This window comes from Companilactobacillus kedongensis (assembly GCF_003946625.1).
In the GTDB taxonomy this organism is placed as follows: Bacteria; Bacillota; Bacilli; order Lactobacillales; family Lactobacillaceae; genus Companilactobacillus; species Companilactobacillus kedongensis.
In genome coordinates this window covers 82,263-100,796 of record NZ_RHOR01000008.1, presented here as the reverse complement: position 1 = coordinate 100,796, position 18,534 = coordinate 82,263, and the positions used below count along the sequence as shown (strand labels likewise).

Here is an 18,534-nt window from a genome sequence, read left to right as displayed (position 1 = left end):
GTTACCTTCTTTTTTTATTCTGTCAGCTTATACTTAGGTTATTAAATATTTTTTGCAGGGAGAAAAAATATGAGGAAATCAATTAAGTATGCAGGAATTGCTGCAGCAACATTATTAACTGTTGCACCAGTCGCAGCACCTGTTTTTAACTTGGGACCTGTCACTGTTAAGGCTGCTACTACGCCAACTGATGATGAGATAAAGACTGCTATCAATGATTTGGCGGCATCATTAACAAGTAAAAATTATGTTAATGATGCTGATGATCCGTTTCCTAATTTGTTATATGATAATCCAGATCCGGGAGAACTTGTCAGCGGTACGTATGCTGCAGATCCGTCATTTAGTGGTGGTATTGGTGGAACTGCTGCGGCATTTATTAATGAGAGTAATCCCAATTATTCTAAGTATATTCTTCATGCAATGGATACTAGTGCATTAAAAGATGATGATAAGAAAGTATTATCGAATAATAGTGTTTCTAGTAATATAAAAGTTACCACACAGGTAAAGGATAGTGATGGTCATCTGATAAGTCTTCCAGAGGTTTCTTTGTCCCCTGACTTTTTGCGTTTCTTAGATACCATAAAAAATGTTCGTGATAACGGTGGAGTTCTGAAGCTTGTGACTACGATTAGTTACAATGGTACAGACAAGGTAGTTAATTATGAATTGGCTAATAACAAAGCAGTGTCCGCTAATGTAAGTCAAGTTCAGGATGCAGTCAAAGACTTTGAAAGCCAATTACACGATGTGACTCTAAAGAGTGAACAAAATCGTAATTTAGCAGGAGACATGCTTTACAATTATCCTACTTTGTTCACGGGTTTTACTGGTCAAAGGGTATTTAGAGGGTATTATAAAGATCTGCAAGGTCAAAATGAGAAGTTTAGTAGTTATGATTTATTCAAGTCAATGAAAACGCTTGGAGTTTCATTAGGTGATATTTCTGAAGAATCACAGAAAGCGTTCTTGAATAATAATGTAAATATTGCAGTTACTGCTAAAGATCAGAATGGAAAAGTTATCGGTACCACGAATGCTTTAAACGAAATAGCCGGTGATAATAAACAAGGATTTAAGTTGGATTTTAGTTTTCAGTATCCTGGTTCAAATGGAAATATTGAAACAATTGATGATGATAAAGAAGTGAGTTTTGATCCAGAGCATGTAGCCACTAGTCTTAGTGGTACTTATGATAATACGGTTCATGTAAAGGATGGTTCACAAGTTAGTGATGCACCAGATCCTAACTTCACATTTAAAGATTCCGATAGTGTGAAGACTGCTGTTAGCTCAACACTGTATAATTCATCATTTTATGCCAATTCTGATGACGCATGGAATGAAGTGGTTAATGGTGGCGGTAAAAATAAGATTAATATTGGTGATAAATTTGATGCTAGTAAGGGTACGGAATACTATCAAATTATGAGAGCTGATTTTGATAAGATGGATTCTATAAATTCATTTATATCCAATTGGGAAGATGGTGGAAATTGGTCAAGTGGTGCACCAATTACCTACAAATTGACCATTAATGGAAAAGAAATGCCACAACCCCAAGATTCTGCAGATATAAATGATCCGACTCAAACATATATAAATAGTCAAATGGCTTTCTATATTCGTAAAGTTGTCGTAGATAAAGCTGCTTCAAATAATAATAACAGCGGATCAAACAATGATGTCCAATCCATTTCTGGAATTGCCACAACACATGCAGACAAGAATTACTACGCTTTATACAATGATAAGAATCAAAAGGTGGATAACCGTGCCTTATTGGCTGATTCATCTTGGAAAGTTGATGGTGTTAGAACTATCAGCGGTGTAAAGCAGTATCGTGTTTCAACTAGTGAGTGGGTCAATGCTTCTGATGTGGACTTTATTGAAAATGGTAAAGTTGTTGAAGGTATGACGGTTAAGAAGCTTGATACGCCTAAAGAAGTCAGTTTAGCTACAAATCATAATATTTATAACTTGTATAATTCTAAGCAGGAAGTTTCTAGTGTCCGTGCTTTGGCAGGTGGAACTGATTGGTTGGTTGATAAAATCGGAACTGACATGCATGGGGATGTTTACTATGGTGTTTCAACTGATGAGTTTGTTAAAGCTGACGATGGAGTTAGTGTAGTTAAATAGAGTTTGGTTTTGCCGCCGAAGAGAGCGGGGGATTTCTACCTGCGGTTGGACCGCCTTCAGCCAAGGTCTGAAGGCTCGATTGCAAATCTCTAAATACGTCCTCGTCACCGCTGGTAGAAATTCCCGCACTCTTCGGCTAGATATAATTAGATAAAAATAGCACGACAATTCTTAAATGAATTGTCGTGTTTTTATTTTGAGCGTTTAACTTGTCAAAGTGGGGTTAGGGTCTGTCTTGTGGTGTTAACAGGTAATAAATTATTATTAAATTACAGATAAAAATTCAAATTTGGAGGAAAGACATATGAAAAAGACGATGAAATATGCAGGTATCGCCGCTATTACACTAGTTGCCTTATCCCCCGTAATTTCGGTGGTTATACCGAGCAATATGATTACTGTTGTGCAGGCTGATGAAGCGGGATTCCCAGGAGTTGATAATATAAATATTGTGTTCCCATCTAAAGTATTTGTTGAGGAGGGGTCCAAAATTGAAGATATCGATGACCCAGAATTTTTTGGAGCTATTTTGGATAATAAAAATGGAAGAGAACTGGCTACGATTTATAATATAAAGCATGTATATGACGATGATATCTATAGTGACGATGATGAGTTTCCACTGCAAGACCTGCCAGTGGGGACCCGATTTTTTGAACATGCCACTTGTCATGAATTATCACGTTCAAGTTTAACCATAGGTGACACATTTAATTTGAATCAGAACGGGAAACTCCATAGAAAAATTTCATTAGATTTCTATGGTGATGAATTGAATTTAATTAAAAAAGTACGGTATTACCTAAATGATAACGTTTATTTGAATGGACATAAGTATGATTATTCATCGGAACATTTAACAACCATGAATCAAGTAAATATACACGTTAGTCAAGAAATTGAAGTTGTTCCAAAATCAAATGGTGGTGGAAATATTCCTAAACCAGAAGTAATTTCCGGAACAGTAACAACTCACTCAGATCAACCGAAATACAGCATCTACGATGACAATAATTCTGATGCAGAGCACAGATCTTTAATGGCTACATCATCATGGCACACAGATCGAGTACGTACTATTAATGGTATCAAGCAATATCGTGTATCAAGTCACGGTTGGGTGAACGCTTCAGATGTGACTTACGTTCCAGATGGTGAGATGCATTCAAAACTTGTTGTTACTAAACTAGATAAACCTATTAAAATTCATGTTTCTAACGAACATCCTCACCACTCACTGCAAAATGTTGACAGAGATTTCATAACACATCGTGCTTTAGATGGTGGAACAGATTGGATGGTTGACAAAATTGGTAAGGATATTCATGGACGAATCTACTACGGTGTATCTACAAATGAATTTGTTCATAACAGTTATGGTGTTTCAGAGATTAAATAGCATTTGATTTATAAAATAGCACGACAATTCTTAGTTGAGTTGTCGTGCTTTTAATTTGGGCATTTAACTTGCAAAATGTTATCTAGGGTCTGTCTTGTGTGATTAACAAGTAATAAATTATTATTAAATTACAGATAAAAATCCAAATTTGGAGGAAAGACATATGAAAAAGACGACGAAGTACGCAGGTATCGCCGCTATAACACTAGTTGCCTTATCCCCCGTAATTTCTGTGGTTACGCCGAGTAATATGATTACTGTTGTGCAAGCGGAAAATGTAGATTTTACAGGTATTAATGTTGTTGATGTTTCTTATCCTGTTATATACGTTGAAGAGGGTACACCGTTCAGTGAATTAAATGGTGATCAAGGTACTGAAATAGATATGAATGTAAAAGTTTTAAATGGCGAAACTGGTGATATTATTGCTCAACCCACTAGGGTTGAAATAGTTAGAATTGGGGAAGGGACTCCGCATAATGATGAACCCTATATTTATAATGCCCCAATTACTAATAATGGCAATGTAGTAAAAGGTTGGGATAAATTTTCTTCGGAATACGGATTAGTATTTTATAGACAAATTCGTATGTACTTTAAAAACAAACAGCTTGTTGATGATATAGTGAAGTATAAGAGTGGAAATGAGGGAAAGACACTCACTATTAATGGTGAGAAATATAACTCAAGCAATATGGTTTTTGGTAACTCGCATTCAAGTGGCCCTTCAGGTGAAACTCATTTCATAAATGTAGCTCAAAAAATAGTTATTGGACAAGATCCAAATGAAAAAGAAGAAAATAATGGAAGTACTAGTACTCCTAAACCAGAAGTAATTTCCGGAACAGTAACAACACATTCAGATAGACCAAATTACAGCATATATGATGACAATAACTCGAATGCGGATCACAGATCTTTAATGGCTACGTCATCATGGCACACAGATAGAACTCGTATAATTGATGGCATTAAGCAGTATCGTGTATCAACTCACGGTTGGGTCAATGCATCTGATGTAACGTATATTCCAGATGGCGAGATGCATTCAAAACTTGTTGTTACTCCGTTGGACAAACCTATTCAGGTACGACTTTCAAAAGATAATCTGTACTATCAATTACAAAATGTGGATAGAGATTTCATAACACATCGTGCCTTAGATAGAGGAACAACATGGATGGTTGATAAGATCGGAACAGATATCCATGGTCGAATCTATTACGGTGTATCAACAAATGAGTTTATTCATAACAGTTACGGTGTATCGGTCGTTAAATAACTTATGGAAATGAAAGATTTGCTTAGTAGCAAGTCTTTTTTTATTTGTCTTAGAGTATACTTAAAATTGTAAAGTAAGCGCTTGCAAAAAGGGAGGCTCGACATGAAAAAATCAATTAAGTATGCAGGGATAATAGCTACATCATTTTTAATGACGGTACCACTTGCTTCACCAGAAATTAATTCACTTAATGTAGTTAAGGCTGATGACGTGGCGCCAGATACTGATGATAATAGAGTAAACGAAATTGCAAAAGAACTTCAGGAAAATTTGAAAGATCAATCATTTGTTACAGGCAGTATGAGTAGTGAAGATATGGAATTAATGTATACTGCGATTTCCAATGGATACGATTTTGGAAACCAAATGAGTGCAGACACAAAAGGTTCGTCGTTAATAAGTTATGGTGTTAATGACGAACACAGGTTACCGATGTTTCAAGGAAGGCATCTACTATCTGAAGACAGTATTAATTACCTTAAAAACAATGGAGTATATTACCAAATAAGAATAACGGATCCTTATATTGACGACTTTAAATCTCAGTTTGATAGTTTACTCCATAACAAATCTGATAATAGTTTTAAATCTTTTAAGGCAAGCGTTAAAATTATTTATTTTAACTTAGATAGTGACGGAAATCCTGTTGAAAAATTAATTGATGTAAGTCCTGAAGTGACTGCAATCAATAATATATCTGAAATAACTTCCGCAAATATAAATTATCCGTCATCGATCAGTGTTTCCGATGGCACGGCTGTTAGTAGTGTTCAGGATAGCTCTAAGATTTATACCACTTTGACTGATACAAGTGGTGAAGGGACATTTTCTAATGGGACTGTTTTAGGAAAATCAATTGATGATCGATCTGATAATATTTTATATAAAGATTTAGAAAGCGCTAAGAATGCGTTAGGTACAGGATCAACAGATGGACAAGTTCAGATTGGCGATACATTTTCACATAGTCAAGGCTCAACTTATTATCGAATCGTTAAAGTTGGTATGACACCTTTGGCTACAGAATATCTCAAAGGTTCTGGCAAAGTAACAATAAATAATGAGCCTAAGACTGCAGAAAATATTACTTCTGATGGTGCGATTCAGTATATTCAGAAAATTGTTGTTGAACCTAGGCCTAGTACTGTGGATCGGACGACAGGTGTAGCAACTACTCATAATGATAAAACTAGTTATGATCTATATAATGATGACAATAAAAAAGTTGATAATCGTGCTTTGGCTGCCAGTTCTTCATGGAAAGTTGATAAGGCTAGAACTGTGAATGGTGTAAAACAATATCGTGTTTCAACTCATGAATGGGTCAACGAGTCTGACGTTGATTTTGTTTCTAATGGAAATATTTCTGAAGGGATGACTGTTAAAAGATTGAGTAATCCTCAAAAAATCAGCTTGAGTACTGATCATGATATTTATAATATACAAAACTCTAAACAGGAAGTTTCTACGACTCGTGCATTAGCTGGTGGTACCAATTGGTTGGTTGATAAAGTTGGAACAGATTCGCATGGTGGGATATATTATGGTGTTTCTACTGATGAGTTTGTTAAAGCTAGTGATGGGGTTAGGTTGGTTAAATAGTATTTGTAATCCCACTATCTTCGGCTAATTATATATCACGACAATTCTCAATTGGATATTAGAAAATATTTATCATAACTATTAGTATATTTATTGCGTAACTTTTCCCAATCAAGTATTATTTACTTATGGACATAACCAGGAGGAAATCGCATGAGAAATAAAATAAAGTATGCAGGTATATCCGCAATAGTTTTACTCACAGCGGCCCCTATGATTACGTCTTCGCTTAGTTCGGCAACGATACAAGCAAGTCCTGTCGTAGATGCTAATGTTAGTAGTTTAGTAAATAGTAAAGTGAATGTAGCTGATATTAAATCAGCTGATCTGCAATATCCAACAGAAACTACAGTTGAAGAGGGCAGTTTGGTTAGTGATAGTGTTGATGACAACAGACTGTATAACTATAAATTAGTTAGTACAGATGATAATTCAAAAGGGCAATTAATTGGTATTGCCGACAAAATTCAGGCTCCGATGGATCAATATCATTCTTCACCAGATATGAATCCTGACAGTTTAGTTGAGATGGGGGATACTTATACATCTGAGAACCCTGTTTTATACAGACAGTTGATTGTTAGGCTGGATAAAAGTGCTGGAGAGTTCGCCAGTAAATATGCAGCTGGACAAGCTACAATGACAACTAATGGTCTGGCTGAAAATCCTACATTTTTAGGTGAAGGCAACGAAGATATGTTTGTTTTCAATCAAAAAGTAACGGTAGTGCCAAAGGGAACTGCTAAAGAAATCTCCGGAGTAGCAATCACAAACTCTGATAAAGCTTACTACCACTTATACAATGACAAGAATGAGGAACTGGACCACAGAGCTCTGTCAGCCAATACTCATTGGCAAGTGGATCAAGTGAGAACTATCAATGGTATTAAACAATATCGTGTTTCAACTCACGAGTGGGTAAATGCTAGTGATGTAACTTTCTTAGAGCATGCAGAATTACCTAAGGCATTGGACATCACTAATTTACAAGAATTACAGAAGATCGATATCGCTGAGGGTGCTTCCCAAAGATTGTACAATGCTAACTTAGAGTCATCATCAACTCGCGCATTAGGGGGCGGAACAAGTTGGTTAGTCGATAAGATCGGTGTGGATGAGAGTGGAGCAATTTACTATGGGGTTTCAACAAACGAATTCGTTAAAGCTGGCAATGGTGTAACTTTGGTAAATAAATAACAGGTCTGACACAAAGACCTGTTTTTTTCTGCATTTAGGGTATAATTAGGATAAAGCTTAAAAAGGTGGTAATACAATGCTAGAAAACGTAAACGGTATTGTTAAGGTAAACCAAGATGACCGCTACGTGGTCTTCCTATTCGATACATACGAAATGGATCGCAAAATGTTACAGGACAAGTTTGTCAAAGGACAATCAGCATGGTATACAGATGCCCGTGGAATCGGTGATGACGGCAAGGCTTTCTATCGTATTGCCAAAGATGGCGAATGGATCGAAGCGGATTACGTTAACTTTATCGATCGTAATGAGTAAATTGGTTTGTGCCTACGAGTTTTAGTAACTACATCTGTTGCGCAACCGGTCCAAGCCTCGGTCTTGGACCTCGATTGTGAGCTTTGCTTACGCAAATCTCACAATCGTTGGTGGTGTAAGAAGGAAAACCACCTTCTAACGCCACAGTCGCAACGGATTACGTTACTAAAACTCTCTGGTTGAATTGTTTGTTTCTATATTTATAGTAGTAGTTGTAAACGTAGTTAAAGTTGGAGCTTTAACTGGAAATTTAATATAATAAAAGTATTGCCTGTTAGGTACACCTATTTGAAAAAATCCGTGTTCTTGATGGGCTTTTATTATCTCTTGATAAGCCTACGGTGGAGGAGAAATCTGATAGCAGAATTTTTCCTCCACCGCAGGCGGCAATATTTCAACCATATTAATTTTTTGCTCAAAATGTTTAGAATTTATTACGGTTTAGTTGATTTTATTGAACAGAAAACCGTTACATAGTAGTCTGATATTAGACAAGAAATTTTTAAAAACAGGGGAAATTAGACATGAACAAAAAATGGGTAGCTTCAACTGCGCTAGCTAGTGTTCTGGCCGCAGTTGGCATTTCTTCAAATACGTCCCACGTAAGAGCAGCCGTTTCAGCAGACGATAAAAGTAATGATACTGATTCAGATAAAATTGGTTCAACCGGCAAAGATACTGGTGTCGCTAGTGTTATGGATGAACAAGGAGCACCAGTTTCCGAATCAAATGACACTCCGAGTGAAGGATCAGATGTTTCTGACGCTAAGGCTGCCAAAAGCAGTTTGTTAAGGGCGCAAACTTCAGCTTTGACACAAGCAACTACTACTGCCGGAGCAACCTCAGCACAACAACAAGCATTCTTAGCAATGGCTGTACCTATGGCCCAGAAAGCTTCCGCTAAATATGGTGTCTACACATCCGTAATGTTGGCTCAAGCTATTCTCGAGAGTGGTTGGGGTACTTCTGAACTAACTACTGAAGCAAATAATTTATTTGGGATCAAAGGCGACTACAATGGCGCTTATATTACTATGAAAACGTCTGAATGGAGTGCCGCACAGGGATGGTACTACATTTATGCTAATTTTTGTAAGTACCCAACCTATTACGAATCATTTGCCGACAATGGTAACAAACTTCGTAATGGTGTATCATGGGATTCTAAATATTATAGTGGTGCTTGGAAGGAAAATGCTGCAACTTATAAAGACGCTACGGCAGCTTTGCAAGGTAAATACGCAACTGCTCCGACCTACGCTTCGGTATTAAATAATATGATCGAATCAAATAATTTAACAAAATACGACGGTGAAACCGAAACTGATGGCGGATCTGAAGATAATAATGGTGGTACAACTCAACAAGTGAATGGTACGCAAACAAAGATCGATGACATTGCGACTGTAACTAAGAAGGGTGCGGCAGCTTTATATACTGACGCTTATCCTGACCAACAAGTAAGTACTCGTGCTTTAGGTGAAGGTACTCCTTGGAGAGTTATTTCTAAAGTAGTAACTCCAGAAGGCGAGACTTATTATCAAGTTTCAACGCATGAATTTGTCAAATCTTCTGATGTTCAATTGAAGTCAGAAGAAGGATCAACAACAACTCAACCCCCAGTATCGATCAGTGATACTGCGACAATTTCAAATACTAACGGTGCAGTAGTTTACTCATCTGGAAATTCCAACGCTGCAACTGACCGTACTTTGCCTTACAAGTCATCATGGGTCACAACGGCCTATGTACTTGGTGACGATGGCGCAAAGTATTATTTGGTGGGAACTAATTCGTATGTCAAGGATTCAGACATTCAACTAGCTTCAGAAACAACAACTGATGTATCTGATCAAGATATAGTCGTTGACTATCCTGATGTAGTGCACGTTATTGCTTCACCTAGTGCCAGATTGTATAATTCCAAACATCAAGTAAGTACCAACAGAGCCTTGGCAGCCAACACTGATTGGAAAGTTGACAAGAAGTCAACTCATGCTGATGGTTCAATTTGGTATCGTGTGTCATCTGACGAATGGGTCAGTGCTAATGATGTTCAAGTTACGGGCTCAAACTACGTAACTTCTGTAAATGGTACGGTTAAAATTAACTATATTCCAGGTTATGGTATCAATGTTTATAACTCACCATCTGAAAACCATAAGTTTAATGGTACACGTCTAGCCGATGGAACAACTTGGAAGGTAACTTCTAAGCAAATCGTTGACGGGACGACATGGTATCAAGTAGAAAATGGTTGGATCGACGGAAAATATTGTATCTATACTGCTATCTAAGACGCTGCGGCGTCTTTTTTTGTGGGAGCGTTTACGCGTGTCTGTACCACGAGAAAATTTGATATTGGAGCAGTGAAGAATGGATAATATTTATCAGTTTTCTGGTCAAGTGATCGACAAAACATGGTTGCTGGATCAGGGGATAAAGCTCTTATATATTGACGATGACTTTGTAGTAGATAAGAATATCGTCGCACTGCTAGATATCAAAAAGGATAAATCGATCCACGGAAATTCGATCGTGGTTCACAATACTAAGGGTGTTTTCTTCGTTGAAAGAACGACCAAGCAATTGATGAATGAATTTCATCTGACTAATCGAGTTGGTTTTATGGTTTCCAGAACCTTGACCAGTTTTTTTAATTTAAAAAGTTTTCTACCAATGATCCATGGCAACGTCAGTTACATGCCGATGACTGGCGGCAGTCGCAATAATGCTGACTGGATCGGATTACATTTTGTTGAAGGTTTTCAGCAGACTGATCAAGTTGCTCGTTTTAAATCCACGCAAGGATTTGAGATTGAGATGAATTTTCCCAGAGGAAATTTGAGTGATCGCATGCACGATGTCAGTGTAATGACTCAATATTTCGTATCGTCCGCAGAAATATATTTAAGTTCAATGAATTTAGCAGTTAAGACAATGAATGATAATTGTATTCTGACAGCATTCTCAAGTTGTATTTGTTCCAAACACGAAAAAATTCCACGCAAGTATCGGGACGTGGAATTAGGAGTTGATTATTTAGTAGATTCAGCTTTTCAAAAGATGTGTCGTGGCGAACTGGGATATAAAGAAATGATAATCACTTACAAACAAGTATTTAGTAAAAATAAACGCAATTATTAGCTAAGGCGTCCAAGCTGGACGTCTTTTTTATATGGAAAAGTATCTGTGACTTTTTATAAATTGTATATATTTTTTACTTGCTGTAATAAATTAGTTAACGTTTTTTCATTAACTTTGCTAATCACTTTAGCATGACGAGACTCGTAATCAAAGTTGGGCAATGACCAAGTTAAAATATTTCCATGTATTCCGCCTTTAACATCAATTATAGGAATGCACATTTGAGGAAATTTTAATTTTGACGATGTTGATATAAACATGCCAGTAACTAGACCAGTTAATTCGTTATAACCTGTGGTGGAAAGAACCACCAGTGGACGGCGTATATTGCCAGATCTTAGGTCATGACCACCCGTTTCTTTTCCTGAATGTGGTTCCGCATCAATGTAGATGATATCCCCTTGTTCGATTTTAATCATTTGTGTTTTCCTTTCCAACAGAGTTGGAATTTATAATTTCAAAGTCTAATTCGTTTCTAAGCTTTCGAAAATCGTATTTACTATATTCTCCATTTTCCCAAGGATTATTATTCTTTTTTATTGGCTTATATATTAAGTTCCCATCAATATAAGACAGGCTAAATTCTTCGTTTTCTTGTACTCCAATTGTTTTAGGTACTGTTAGGCTTATACTGTTTCCATTTTTTCTAGTTTTAAAGTTACCAAGATTTTTTTTCATTATGCGCCTCCGTGTGTACCTGTATGTACAATGGAATTGTATCATAAATTAAGATTAGTTGATATGATTATGAATTACAGTTGATATATGCGCGATTATCGATAAGGTATTTTCTACTACTTTACGAATATACGTATTTAAACGCGATCATGGCAACTAATATTACAAACACGTTATCGTTATTATTAGTTCATTCACAGGCCTGTGGGTAAAAAATCTTAGGAGCTTACTCACAATGAATGAACAAGGATTTATTTCAGCAATTGAAAACGAACGTCTGATCCACGGTGTTTTGAAACGAGTTCATATCTATCCGACTCGAGTTGATTATGAAGATTACTTTCAAGAAGCAGTGATTCTATATGCTTTAGGTTTTGAACAGGCTCAGACGCAGAATAATCCGAAAGTCTATCTCTATCAAAAACTAGTTTGGAAACTAACTGACTTATTGCGTAAGGAAAAACAGTATAAGGACGTGCATTCTTTGGAGGAGTTTGATTTTGGCAGAGTAGAGGCTGAAGAAATACTCAATTTGATCCAAGATGTGGATTTAAAAAAGCTCGCTAAAATGGAAATTGTTTTGTTGCAGGAACATTTCATAAATCAAGAATCTCTAGTAATATTAGCGAAGCGTTACAACTGTTCGACACGGAACCTCAGGCATTGGCGCAGTAAGCTTCGCAGTAAACTACAAATGATGGTAGCGTCATGAAGTTTACCATCTGATTACAGCTTTATTACTTTTGTCAATTTGACAAAGAATCTTGTTATAATTTAGTGGTTAAGAAATTTAACGGTGGGAAGGATAATTTATATGGTATCAAAAAAGAGATTAATGGCTACTTTAGCAACTTCTGTTGCTTTAGCCGGTGCGGGATATGTAACGGTGAACCAAGTGGTTCCCCAAGTATCAATTCAACAAACAGTAAAAGCTTCAGCAATCAATGACTATATTGCAGCTAATAATATTAAACCTGTTTCAATTCAAAATGAAGAAGGAACTTTTGATCAATGGTTCGGTTACGCTAATGGTGTTGGTAAACCGATCGGTGTTGTTGTTCACGAAACAGCTACTCCTGGTGCATCTGCACGTAATGAGGTAACTTACTTCAATCGTGAATGGAGAAATGCTCAAACTTATGTTCATGCTTTCGTTGATGCTAATGAAACTATCAACATTCACAATACTGACTATGGTGTCTGGGGTGCAGGACACACAGCCAATAACAACTATGTTCAAGTAGAACTTTGTGAAGTTAACACAACTGACGAATTTGCTAGATCAGTGTCAAATGACGCTTACTATATTGCTTCTAAATTGATCCAATACAACTTGCCATTTACACCTGGCGTTACAGTTGTATCACATGATGATATTTCTAAGATGTATGGTGAAACAAACCATAATGATCCTGTTGGTTACTTCAATAACTGGGGCTACAGTATGTCACAGCTTAATGAACTTATCGGTCAATACTACAACAACCTAAAGAACTCAGGTTCAGTTGATGGTGGCGGCGACAGTTCAACTAATGGCGGTGGCGACTCTAACAACAATACTGGTGATAAAGATGTCATCGGTGTAACACAAGTTAACAATCCAAATGGTTCTTATGTTCCTATCTATATGTTCAATGAAGATACTGGTTTGCCCGAAAAACAAACTGTTCGTGCTTTAGCTAATAACACTCCTTGGGCAGTTGCTGAAACAAAGACATTTGACGGTCACGTTTACTATCGTGTATCAGTTAAAGAATGGGTAATGGATACTTATTCACAATATTCAGCATTCTAAACAAGATTTTTGAAAGAATCCCGTAAGGGATTCTTTTTTTATACTTTCGTTTCGGTGCTACGTTGTATAATATCCTTATATATATGAAAGGTTTTTGAAATATGTGGAAAAAACTTTTAGCAATTTTGACCATTTTGGCTTTTTTTAGCGTAATTTTTGGATGTAGCAAAAAAGACAATGCGGTAGTTACTGCTACGGATCACACTTGGTATTTATATCAAGATCAAGGCGAGGACGATGTTGTGTCAGTTAAATTTGCCAATAAAAAAGCTAATGTGACTGATATGTCCGCTATTGGAGACAAAGTTGGGATTCAAAGACTTAATGTACATAATAAAAAGCCGTCTTATACGTTGGATGACAATGGTAAAACTATCACTGTTAATTCCACTAATAAGTTAGTGTTTACACTGGGTAAGACGTATAAAGAAAACGTTTATGGACGCCATATGCAAGGATATTATGTCAAATACAATGGCAGTACTTATAAATTTGCTTATATCACAAAGACTGACAAGAAATCTAAGGCCGTTCAGGTCAATAAAGATCGAGCTCAAAAAATCAGTTATAGTCAGATGAAAAACCATATCGTTGATATTGGTTATGGTGCACAAAAGCCTAAGAACACCGATTTTGTTGGCACGTATGACTTTAGAACAATCATAGATTATCGTCGGACTGATGGTAATTTGACTATTAATGAAGATGGAACCTATCAGATGACTTTGACAGAGCATGCTGCTCAAACGATCGATGATAAAGCTGATAATCCAACGGTCATGACTACTTTGGTCACATCGGGTCAAATTAAGAACCTTTATGGTAAGTATTATTTAGTACCGAAGAATCTTTTGACGATCGACTATTATTTCCATGGTCAAAATCAGGATCATCTGTTGCCAAAGGGTGTTAACCTCAAAGTTAACTCGAAGGCAACTGGTAATCAGATCAATTTGGCTAGAACGCGGATCGAACAGGATTCTGACCAGATATATTTATTCTCAAGTGACTATACAGTTAGGGAACAGGAAGGTCAGACTAATTCTAAGGGTAATCTGTTGAGTAAATCTAGTTCTAAACAGACTTCTTTAGAAGATGCGATAACTCAAACTAACAATTACTACTTGAGCTATTTGTCTGATCCGATTCAGTCAAATGCTGACTTCATGCAGATGGTAGCGGCGATTTCTGATAATAATAAGCAACAAGTCGGCGATGTCGAAGTTAACTTTGGTGGTAAGTACAGTACCAATCAAAATGTTAGTGATTATAAGGGTGTTGATATTGACGGTAATAGCCAACCTGATATGCAGTATATCTTTTTGGTGACAGCCGCTCAAAATGGTGATAACAGTCCGACCGTTACGACAAGTAAAGGGAAGTTTCTAGTTTACGGCATGCTCAATAACAAATTGTATTTATTAAGACAACCAGATAAGGATTCTACAACAATTACGTGGACGCTGGTTAAAGGCGTTTCACTCAAAGTTCCAGCCTTGAAGTTTACCGTAAATTAGTTTTTTGGAGGAATTCATGTTCTATATTTTAGGAACAGTCATCATCTCAGTAATAGAGTTTTTAATGATTTACAAGGCTCGTGCCATGTACAGTCGCTGGCCATTTCTATATATGAGTATCGCAGGGGTTTTTCTGGTTGGGTTAGGAAGTGTGCCACTTTGGGATTCTTCACGATTGTTCAACTTAATTGTGGGCATGATGTTTTTTATTAATCTAGTATTCTTTATAATCATGGCAAACTACATGATCCGGATGTCACTTTGGAAAGATTCTACTATTAAAGATGTCGATTATATTGTCGTTTTGGGGACTAAGATCATGAGTACCCGAATACCTCCGAATCTTAAGAGTCGTTTGGATAAAGCTATCGAGATATATCAAAAATTTGATAGTCGTCCCAGAATTTTGGTCAGTGGAGGATTTAGCTCAACTAATCCTAAATCTGAAGCAGAGATGATGCGAGATTATTTAGTAAAAAATGGTATCAAGCCAGAGGTCATTATGACTGAAACACGATCGCTGAATACGATGCAGAATCTGGAATATTCATCGATCAGAATTAGGGCTGACTGGCAGAATAACTATTTTCCTCAAATATTGATCATTACCAGTGAGTATCATGTGCCAAGGGTAAATAAGTATGCTAAAGATTTACATTTGCGTCCTAATTTTGTGCAAGCAAAGACCTGGAAACTGTTCAAATATCCAGCCATGTTTCGCGAGTTTACAGCATTTGTTTGGTATCAGCGTTACACTCTTTTGACGACATTTCTAATGATGTTTGTTATTCTAGTTAGTACATTAGTAAGTTAGGGAGATTTTTATGTTTTCATATGATAAGTTTGTTGCCAACTTAAGGCTCAGGAGAGTAACTTTGTTGATTGCGGTCATGTTAGTGTTCTACTTTTTCCGCAGTATGATGAGTTTATTTCTCTTAACTTTTATCTTTACGTTTTTATCGGTTCAATTTGTTCGTTTTGTACAAAGAAAGATCAATATTAAGCCGGTCTGGATCATTGTGCCAGTGTATTTATTGATCATAGCAATGCTGGTCTTTGCGATAACTAACTATGTTCCGCAATTAGTTAGCCAAACCGTCAAGATGTTTTCTTCTCTGCAGGATTTTTATCAGAGTAAAGAAATGCGTTCCAATCCCTATCTGCAGGTGATCTATGACTACTTAAAGCAGATCAATCTTGATAATCAGATCAAGGTTGCTGTTACACAATTGGTCAACTATATTACTAGTGTCGGAGCAGTAGGATTGAATATTCTTTTGTCATTTTTGCTCAGTTTCTTCTATACTAGTCAAGTAGAGCAAATGAATGACTTTGGACGTCAATTTTTAAATAGCAAGTACGGTTGGGTATTTGAAGATCTTCGTTACTATGGTCAAAAATTCATCAATACTTTTGGAGTTGTTATCGAAGCACAACTTATGATCGCCATTGTGAATACAACTTTGACGACTATCACGTTGATCGTCTTGAAGATGCCGGGGATCATTGCTTTAGCCGTTATGGTCTTTATTATGTCGCTTATTCCGGTAGCCGGAGTTATCATATCGTTGGTACCGTTGAGTTTTGTGGCTTATTCGGTTGGCGGAGTTAAGTATGTCGTTTATATAATTATTATGATTATCGTTATTCATATGATCGAAACATATTTCTTGAATCCACAGTTCATGTCCAGCATGACTCATTTGCCGATCTTCTTTACTTTCGTTGTTCTTTTAGCTTCGGAAGAATTGATCGGAACTTGGGGATTGATCATCGGTATTCCAATTTTCGTCTTCTTCCTAGATATATTGGGAGTTCATTCGATTGGCGGAAATAAGAAGAGAAATAAAATAAAACTAAAGAATTACCGGAAATCCAAATAGAATTTAATATCGTATATTATAATTAGGTTATTGAGTATAGAGGAGACACGCATATGTCATTTTTTGATAGGAAGAAAAAAGATAGTCCAGATACAGGCAACTATGAACAAAACAATATGGCGCCTTATCAAGGATCACAATTTCAGCCAGATTTTAATAATGATCCTCAACAATTTCAACAGCAGCCACAGCAACAAGCACCTGCTGAACCATATTCTCAAGGTCCAGAGATGCCTGGTTATTACTACGAAGAACAGGAAGTTCCTGAAGCTGAAAACGCTGATGACTGGCAATACACTGAACAAAATTTGGAGGATGTGTTAGATCAAACAGATTCTTTGAAGAGTAAGTTGCGTCATGAATTACTAGCTGAACGCAGTTATAGTAATCATATCTTGCGTAGTGCCGGAGTTGATGATGAAGACATGCGTGACAATGCCGCTGCTAAAATCAAGACTATTAACGATTCATTGCGTAAGTGGTTTGATACCGATGAAATGGCTAATGAAATATTCTTAGATCCAAATCGTAATTACTTTATCTTTACTGACCATTTGACCGATACACCGGATCATCACGTTGAACAAATGTGGAAACAGATCAATCAAACTTTATCTGAAAAGAGTTTGATTGCGAATGCTATTTCTGTTTCCTATGATGATCACGCTAATCAAACATGGATCGATTATCAAAATGAAGGTCTGGCTAACAATAGTGCCTACTTACTAAATATGTACAATGATCTTCAAGATAGAAACAACAATGTTCCCATCACACCGGCAGAAGTGCCATTTGAAGAAGACTATCATGTTGAACATATGGCAGATAATAAGGATCGTATCCTTAATTCTGACAGTGAGTTGATCATGGAAGTTTCCCGTGATGCTGACCAAAACTTGCAAGTTATTCGTCACTATAAGAGTGGTAAATTGTTGAGTCGTGATATCTTTGACGTTAATGGTGTTATCTCGGCCACACAATTTTATGATCATCATGATCCAAACAAAGTTGTTCGTGAGAACTTCTATCGTCAGGATGGAACCTTAGTTATGATCAAGAGTTACACCGAAAATGAACCATTGATCCAGTTATTTACACCGGGCAATGTCTTGATCAATACTTTTGAATCAGATGATGAATTGATTGTTTGGTGGTTAAAACATCAAGCATTACGCCAAGTTTCAGCAACTATTTTTGTATCGATCGATTCTAAATATTATAAGGAATTGCTCAATTTGAGAAAGTCCGGTTTTGAGATCATTCCGGTAGTTATGACACAAGATCAAAATGCTAAATCAATTTCTGAATTACTGAACGGAACTGATAAGATCACAGCCGTCTTTGCTGGTAGCGACAAGGTAAATGGCTATCTTAATAAGAACGCCAAAATCAAAATGGATATTTCAACATTGTCAGATATTGAAACTCCAGTTTATAAGCAATAATAATCAAAATGATTCTCTTAAGTCTATTTGACTTGAGATGATCATTTTTTTGATTGGCCAATAATGAAAAAGTTCACAAAGTCTAGGAAATTCCTGATATACTTAGCTTACTTAATAAATATAATTTT

Annotated in this window: 16 protein-coding genes; 14 read left to right on the top strand and 2 right to left on the bottom strand. The window is 36.5% G+C overall.

Annotated elements, in window-relative coordinates; translation table 11 throughout:
* Positions 1-69 precede the first annotated feature (69 nt).
* From EKM60_RS06480 to EKM60_RS06445, 8 genes are all read left to right on the top strand, one after another.
* The gene (locus EKM60_RS06480; RefSeq protein WP_125713658.1) at positions 70-2,145 is read left to right on the top strand and encodes a hypothetical protein; all 2,076 of its coding nucleotides are present in this window, start codon (positions 70-72) and stop codon (positions 2,143-2,145) included.
* A 304-nt stretch (positions 2,146-2,449) separates the two neighbouring features.
* A complete protein-coding gene (locus EKM60_RS06475) occupies positions 2,450-3,544 on the top strand; it encodes a hypothetical protein (protein WP_125713656.1) in 1,095 nt (364 codons plus the stop codon).
* A gap of 163 nt (positions 3,545-3,707) precedes the next feature.
* Positions 3,708-4,826 (top strand): hypothetical protein, encoded by a 1,119-nt coding sequence (locus EKM60_RS06470; RefSeq protein WP_125713654.1) that lies wholly within the window; start codon positions 3,708-3,710, stop codon positions 4,824-4,826.
* A gap of 102 nt (positions 4,827-4,928) precedes the next feature.
* Positions 4,929-6,428 (top strand): hypothetical protein, encoded by a 1,500-nt coding sequence (locus EKM60_RS06465; RefSeq protein WP_125713651.1) that lies wholly within the window; start codon positions 4,929-4,931, stop codon positions 6,426-6,428.
* Between the two features lie 153 nt (positions 6,429-6,581).
* Positions 6,582-7,625 carry a hypothetical protein gene (locus tag EKM60_RS06460; RefSeq protein ID WP_125713649.1) on the top strand — a complete coding sequence of 348 codons (1,044 nt, stop codon included), beginning with the start codon at positions 6,582-6,584 and terminating at the stop codon, positions 7,623-7,625.
* Positions 7,626-7,701: 76 nt separating this feature from the next.
* Positions 7,702-7,941, top strand: coding sequence for a hypothetical protein (locus EKM60_RS06455; RefSeq protein ID WP_125713647.1), 240 nt, complete (start codon positions 7,702-7,704; stop codon positions 7,939-7,941).
* Between the two features lie 524 nt (positions 7,942-8,465).
* Positions 8,466-10,238 (top strand): glycoside hydrolase family 73 protein, encoded by a 1,773-nt coding sequence (locus EKM60_RS06450; RefSeq protein WP_125713645.1) that lies wholly within the window; start codon positions 8,466-8,468, stop codon positions 10,236-10,238.
* Positions 10,239-10,317: 79 nt separating this feature from the next.
* Entirely contained in the window at positions 10,318-11,088 is a 771-nt protein-coding gene (locus EKM60_RS06445; protein ID WP_125713643.1) for a hypothetical protein, read from the top strand.
* A 53-nt stretch (positions 11,089-11,141) separates the two neighbouring features.
* Here EKM60_RS06445 and EKM60_RS06440 read toward each other — a convergent pair whose 3' ends face one another.
* Positions 11,142-11,507, bottom strand: a complete 366-nt coding sequence (locus tag EKM60_RS06440; RefSeq protein ID WP_125713640.1) for a type II toxin-antitoxin system PemK/MazF family toxin — start codon at positions 11,505-11,507, stop codon at positions 11,142-11,144.
* On the bottom strand, positions 11,500-11,766 hold the full coding sequence (locus EKM60_RS06435; protein ID WP_125713638.1) for an AbrB/MazE/SpoVT family DNA-binding domain-containing protein: 267 nt from the start codon (positions 11,764-11,766) through the stop codon (positions 11,500-11,502). The genes EKM60_RS06440 and EKM60_RS06435 overlap by 8 nt, the downstream gene beginning before the upstream one ends.
* A gap of 235 nt (positions 11,767-12,001) precedes the next feature.
* Here EKM60_RS06435 and EKM60_RS06430 point away from each other — a divergent pair, with 235 nt between their 5' ends.
* The 6 genes from EKM60_RS06430 to EKM60_RS06405 all read left to right on the top strand — a co-directional run bounded on the left by EKM60_RS06430 (position 12,002) and on the right by EKM60_RS06405 (position 18,406).
* On the top strand, positions 12,002-12,478 hold the full coding sequence (locus tag EKM60_RS06430) for a sigma-70 RNA polymerase sigma factor region 4 domain-containing protein (protein WP_125713637.1): 477 nt from the start codon (positions 12,002-12,004) through the stop codon (positions 12,476-12,478).
* A gap of 102 nt (positions 12,479-12,580) precedes the next feature.
* A complete protein-coding gene (locus EKM60_RS06425; RefSeq protein WP_125713635.1) occupies positions 12,581-13,561 on the top strand; it encodes a peptidoglycan recognition protein family protein in 981 nt (326 codons plus the stop codon).
* 101 nt (positions 13,562-13,662) lie between these two features.
* Positions 13,663-15,078 (top strand): hypothetical protein, encoded by a 1,416-nt coding sequence (locus tag EKM60_RS06420; RefSeq protein WP_125713633.1) that lies wholly within the window; start codon positions 13,663-13,665, stop codon positions 15,076-15,078.
* Between the two features lie 16 nt (positions 15,079-15,094).
* Positions 15,095-15,892 carry a YdcF family protein gene (locus EKM60_RS06415; RefSeq protein ID WP_125713631.1) on the top strand — a complete coding sequence of 266 codons (798 nt, stop codon included), beginning with the start codon at positions 15,095-15,097 and terminating at the stop codon, positions 15,890-15,892.
* Positions 15,893-15,902: 10 nt separating this feature from the next.
* On the top strand, positions 15,903-16,961 hold the full coding sequence (locus tag EKM60_RS06410; RefSeq protein ID WP_125713629.1) for an AI-2E family transporter: 1,059 nt from the start codon (positions 15,903-15,905) through the stop codon (positions 16,959-16,961).
* 53 nt (positions 16,962-17,014) lie between these two features.
* Positions 17,015-18,406, top strand: coding sequence for a hypothetical protein (locus tag EKM60_RS06405; protein WP_125713627.1), 1,392 nt, complete (start codon positions 17,015-17,017; stop codon positions 18,404-18,406).
* The last annotated feature ends 128 nt before the right edge of the window (positions 18,407-18,534 follow it).

What these genes read in the sequence shown, in the direction of transcription:
- EKM60_RS06480 (WP_125713658.1), top strand. Translation starts at nt 70, where the DNA reads ATGAGGAAATCAATTAAGTATGCAGGAATTGCTGCAGCAACATTATTA.
- EKM60_RS06475 (WP_125713656.1), top strand. Translation starts at nt 2,450, where the DNA reads ATGAAAAAGACGATGAAATATGCAGGTATCGCCGCTATTACACTAGTT.
- EKM60_RS06470 (WP_125713654.1), top strand. Translation starts at nt 3,708, where the DNA reads ATGAAAAAGACGACGAAGTACGCAGGTATCGCCGCTATAACACTAGTT.
- EKM60_RS06465 (WP_125713651.1), top strand. Translation starts at nt 4,929, where the DNA reads ATGAAAAAATCAATTAAGTATGCAGGGATAATAGCTACATCATTTTTA.
- EKM60_RS06460 (WP_125713649.1), top strand. Translation starts at nt 6,582, where the DNA reads ATGAGAAATAAAATAAAGTATGCAGGTATATCCGCAATAGTTTTACTC.
- EKM60_RS06455 (WP_125713647.1), top strand. Translation starts at nt 7,702, where the DNA reads ATGCTAGAAAACGTAAACGGTATTGTTAAGGTAAACCAAGATGACCGC.
- EKM60_RS06450 (WP_125713645.1), top strand. Translation starts at nt 8,466, where the DNA reads ATGAACAAAAAATGGGTAGCTTCAACTGCGCTAGCTAGTGTTCTGGCC.
- EKM60_RS06445 (WP_125713643.1), top strand. Translation starts at nt 10,318, where the DNA reads ATGGATAATATTTATCAGTTTTCTGGTCAAGTGATCGACAAAACATGG.
- EKM60_RS06440 (WP_125713640.1), bottom strand. Translation starts at nt 11,507, where the DNA reads ATGATTAAAATCGAACAAGGGGATATCATCTACATTGATGCGGAACCA.
- EKM60_RS06435 (WP_125713638.1), bottom strand. Translation starts at nt 11,766, where the DNA reads ATGAAAAAAAATCTTGGTAACTTTAAAACTAGAAAAAATGGAAACAGT.
- EKM60_RS06430 (WP_125713637.1), top strand. Translation starts at nt 12,002, where the DNA reads ATGAATGAACAAGGATTTATTTCAGCAATTGAAAACGAACGTCTGATC.
- EKM60_RS06425 (WP_125713635.1), top strand. Translation starts at nt 12,581, where the DNA reads ATGGTATCAAAAAAGAGATTAATGGCTACTTTAGCAACTTCTGTTGCT.
- EKM60_RS06420 (WP_125713633.1), top strand. Translation starts at nt 13,663, where the DNA reads ATGTGGAAAAAACTTTTAGCAATTTTGACCATTTTGGCTTTTTTTAGC.
- EKM60_RS06415 (WP_125713631.1), top strand. Translation starts at nt 15,095, where the DNA reads ATGTTCTATATTTTAGGAACAGTCATCATCTCAGTAATAGAGTTTTTA.
- EKM60_RS06410 (WP_125713629.1), top strand. Translation starts at nt 15,903, where the DNA reads ATGTTTTCATATGATAAGTTTGTTGCCAACTTAAGGCTCAGGAGAGTA.
- EKM60_RS06405 (WP_125713627.1), top strand. Translation starts at nt 17,015, where the DNA reads ATGTCATTTTTTGATAGGAAGAAAAAAGATAGTCCAGATACAGGCAAC.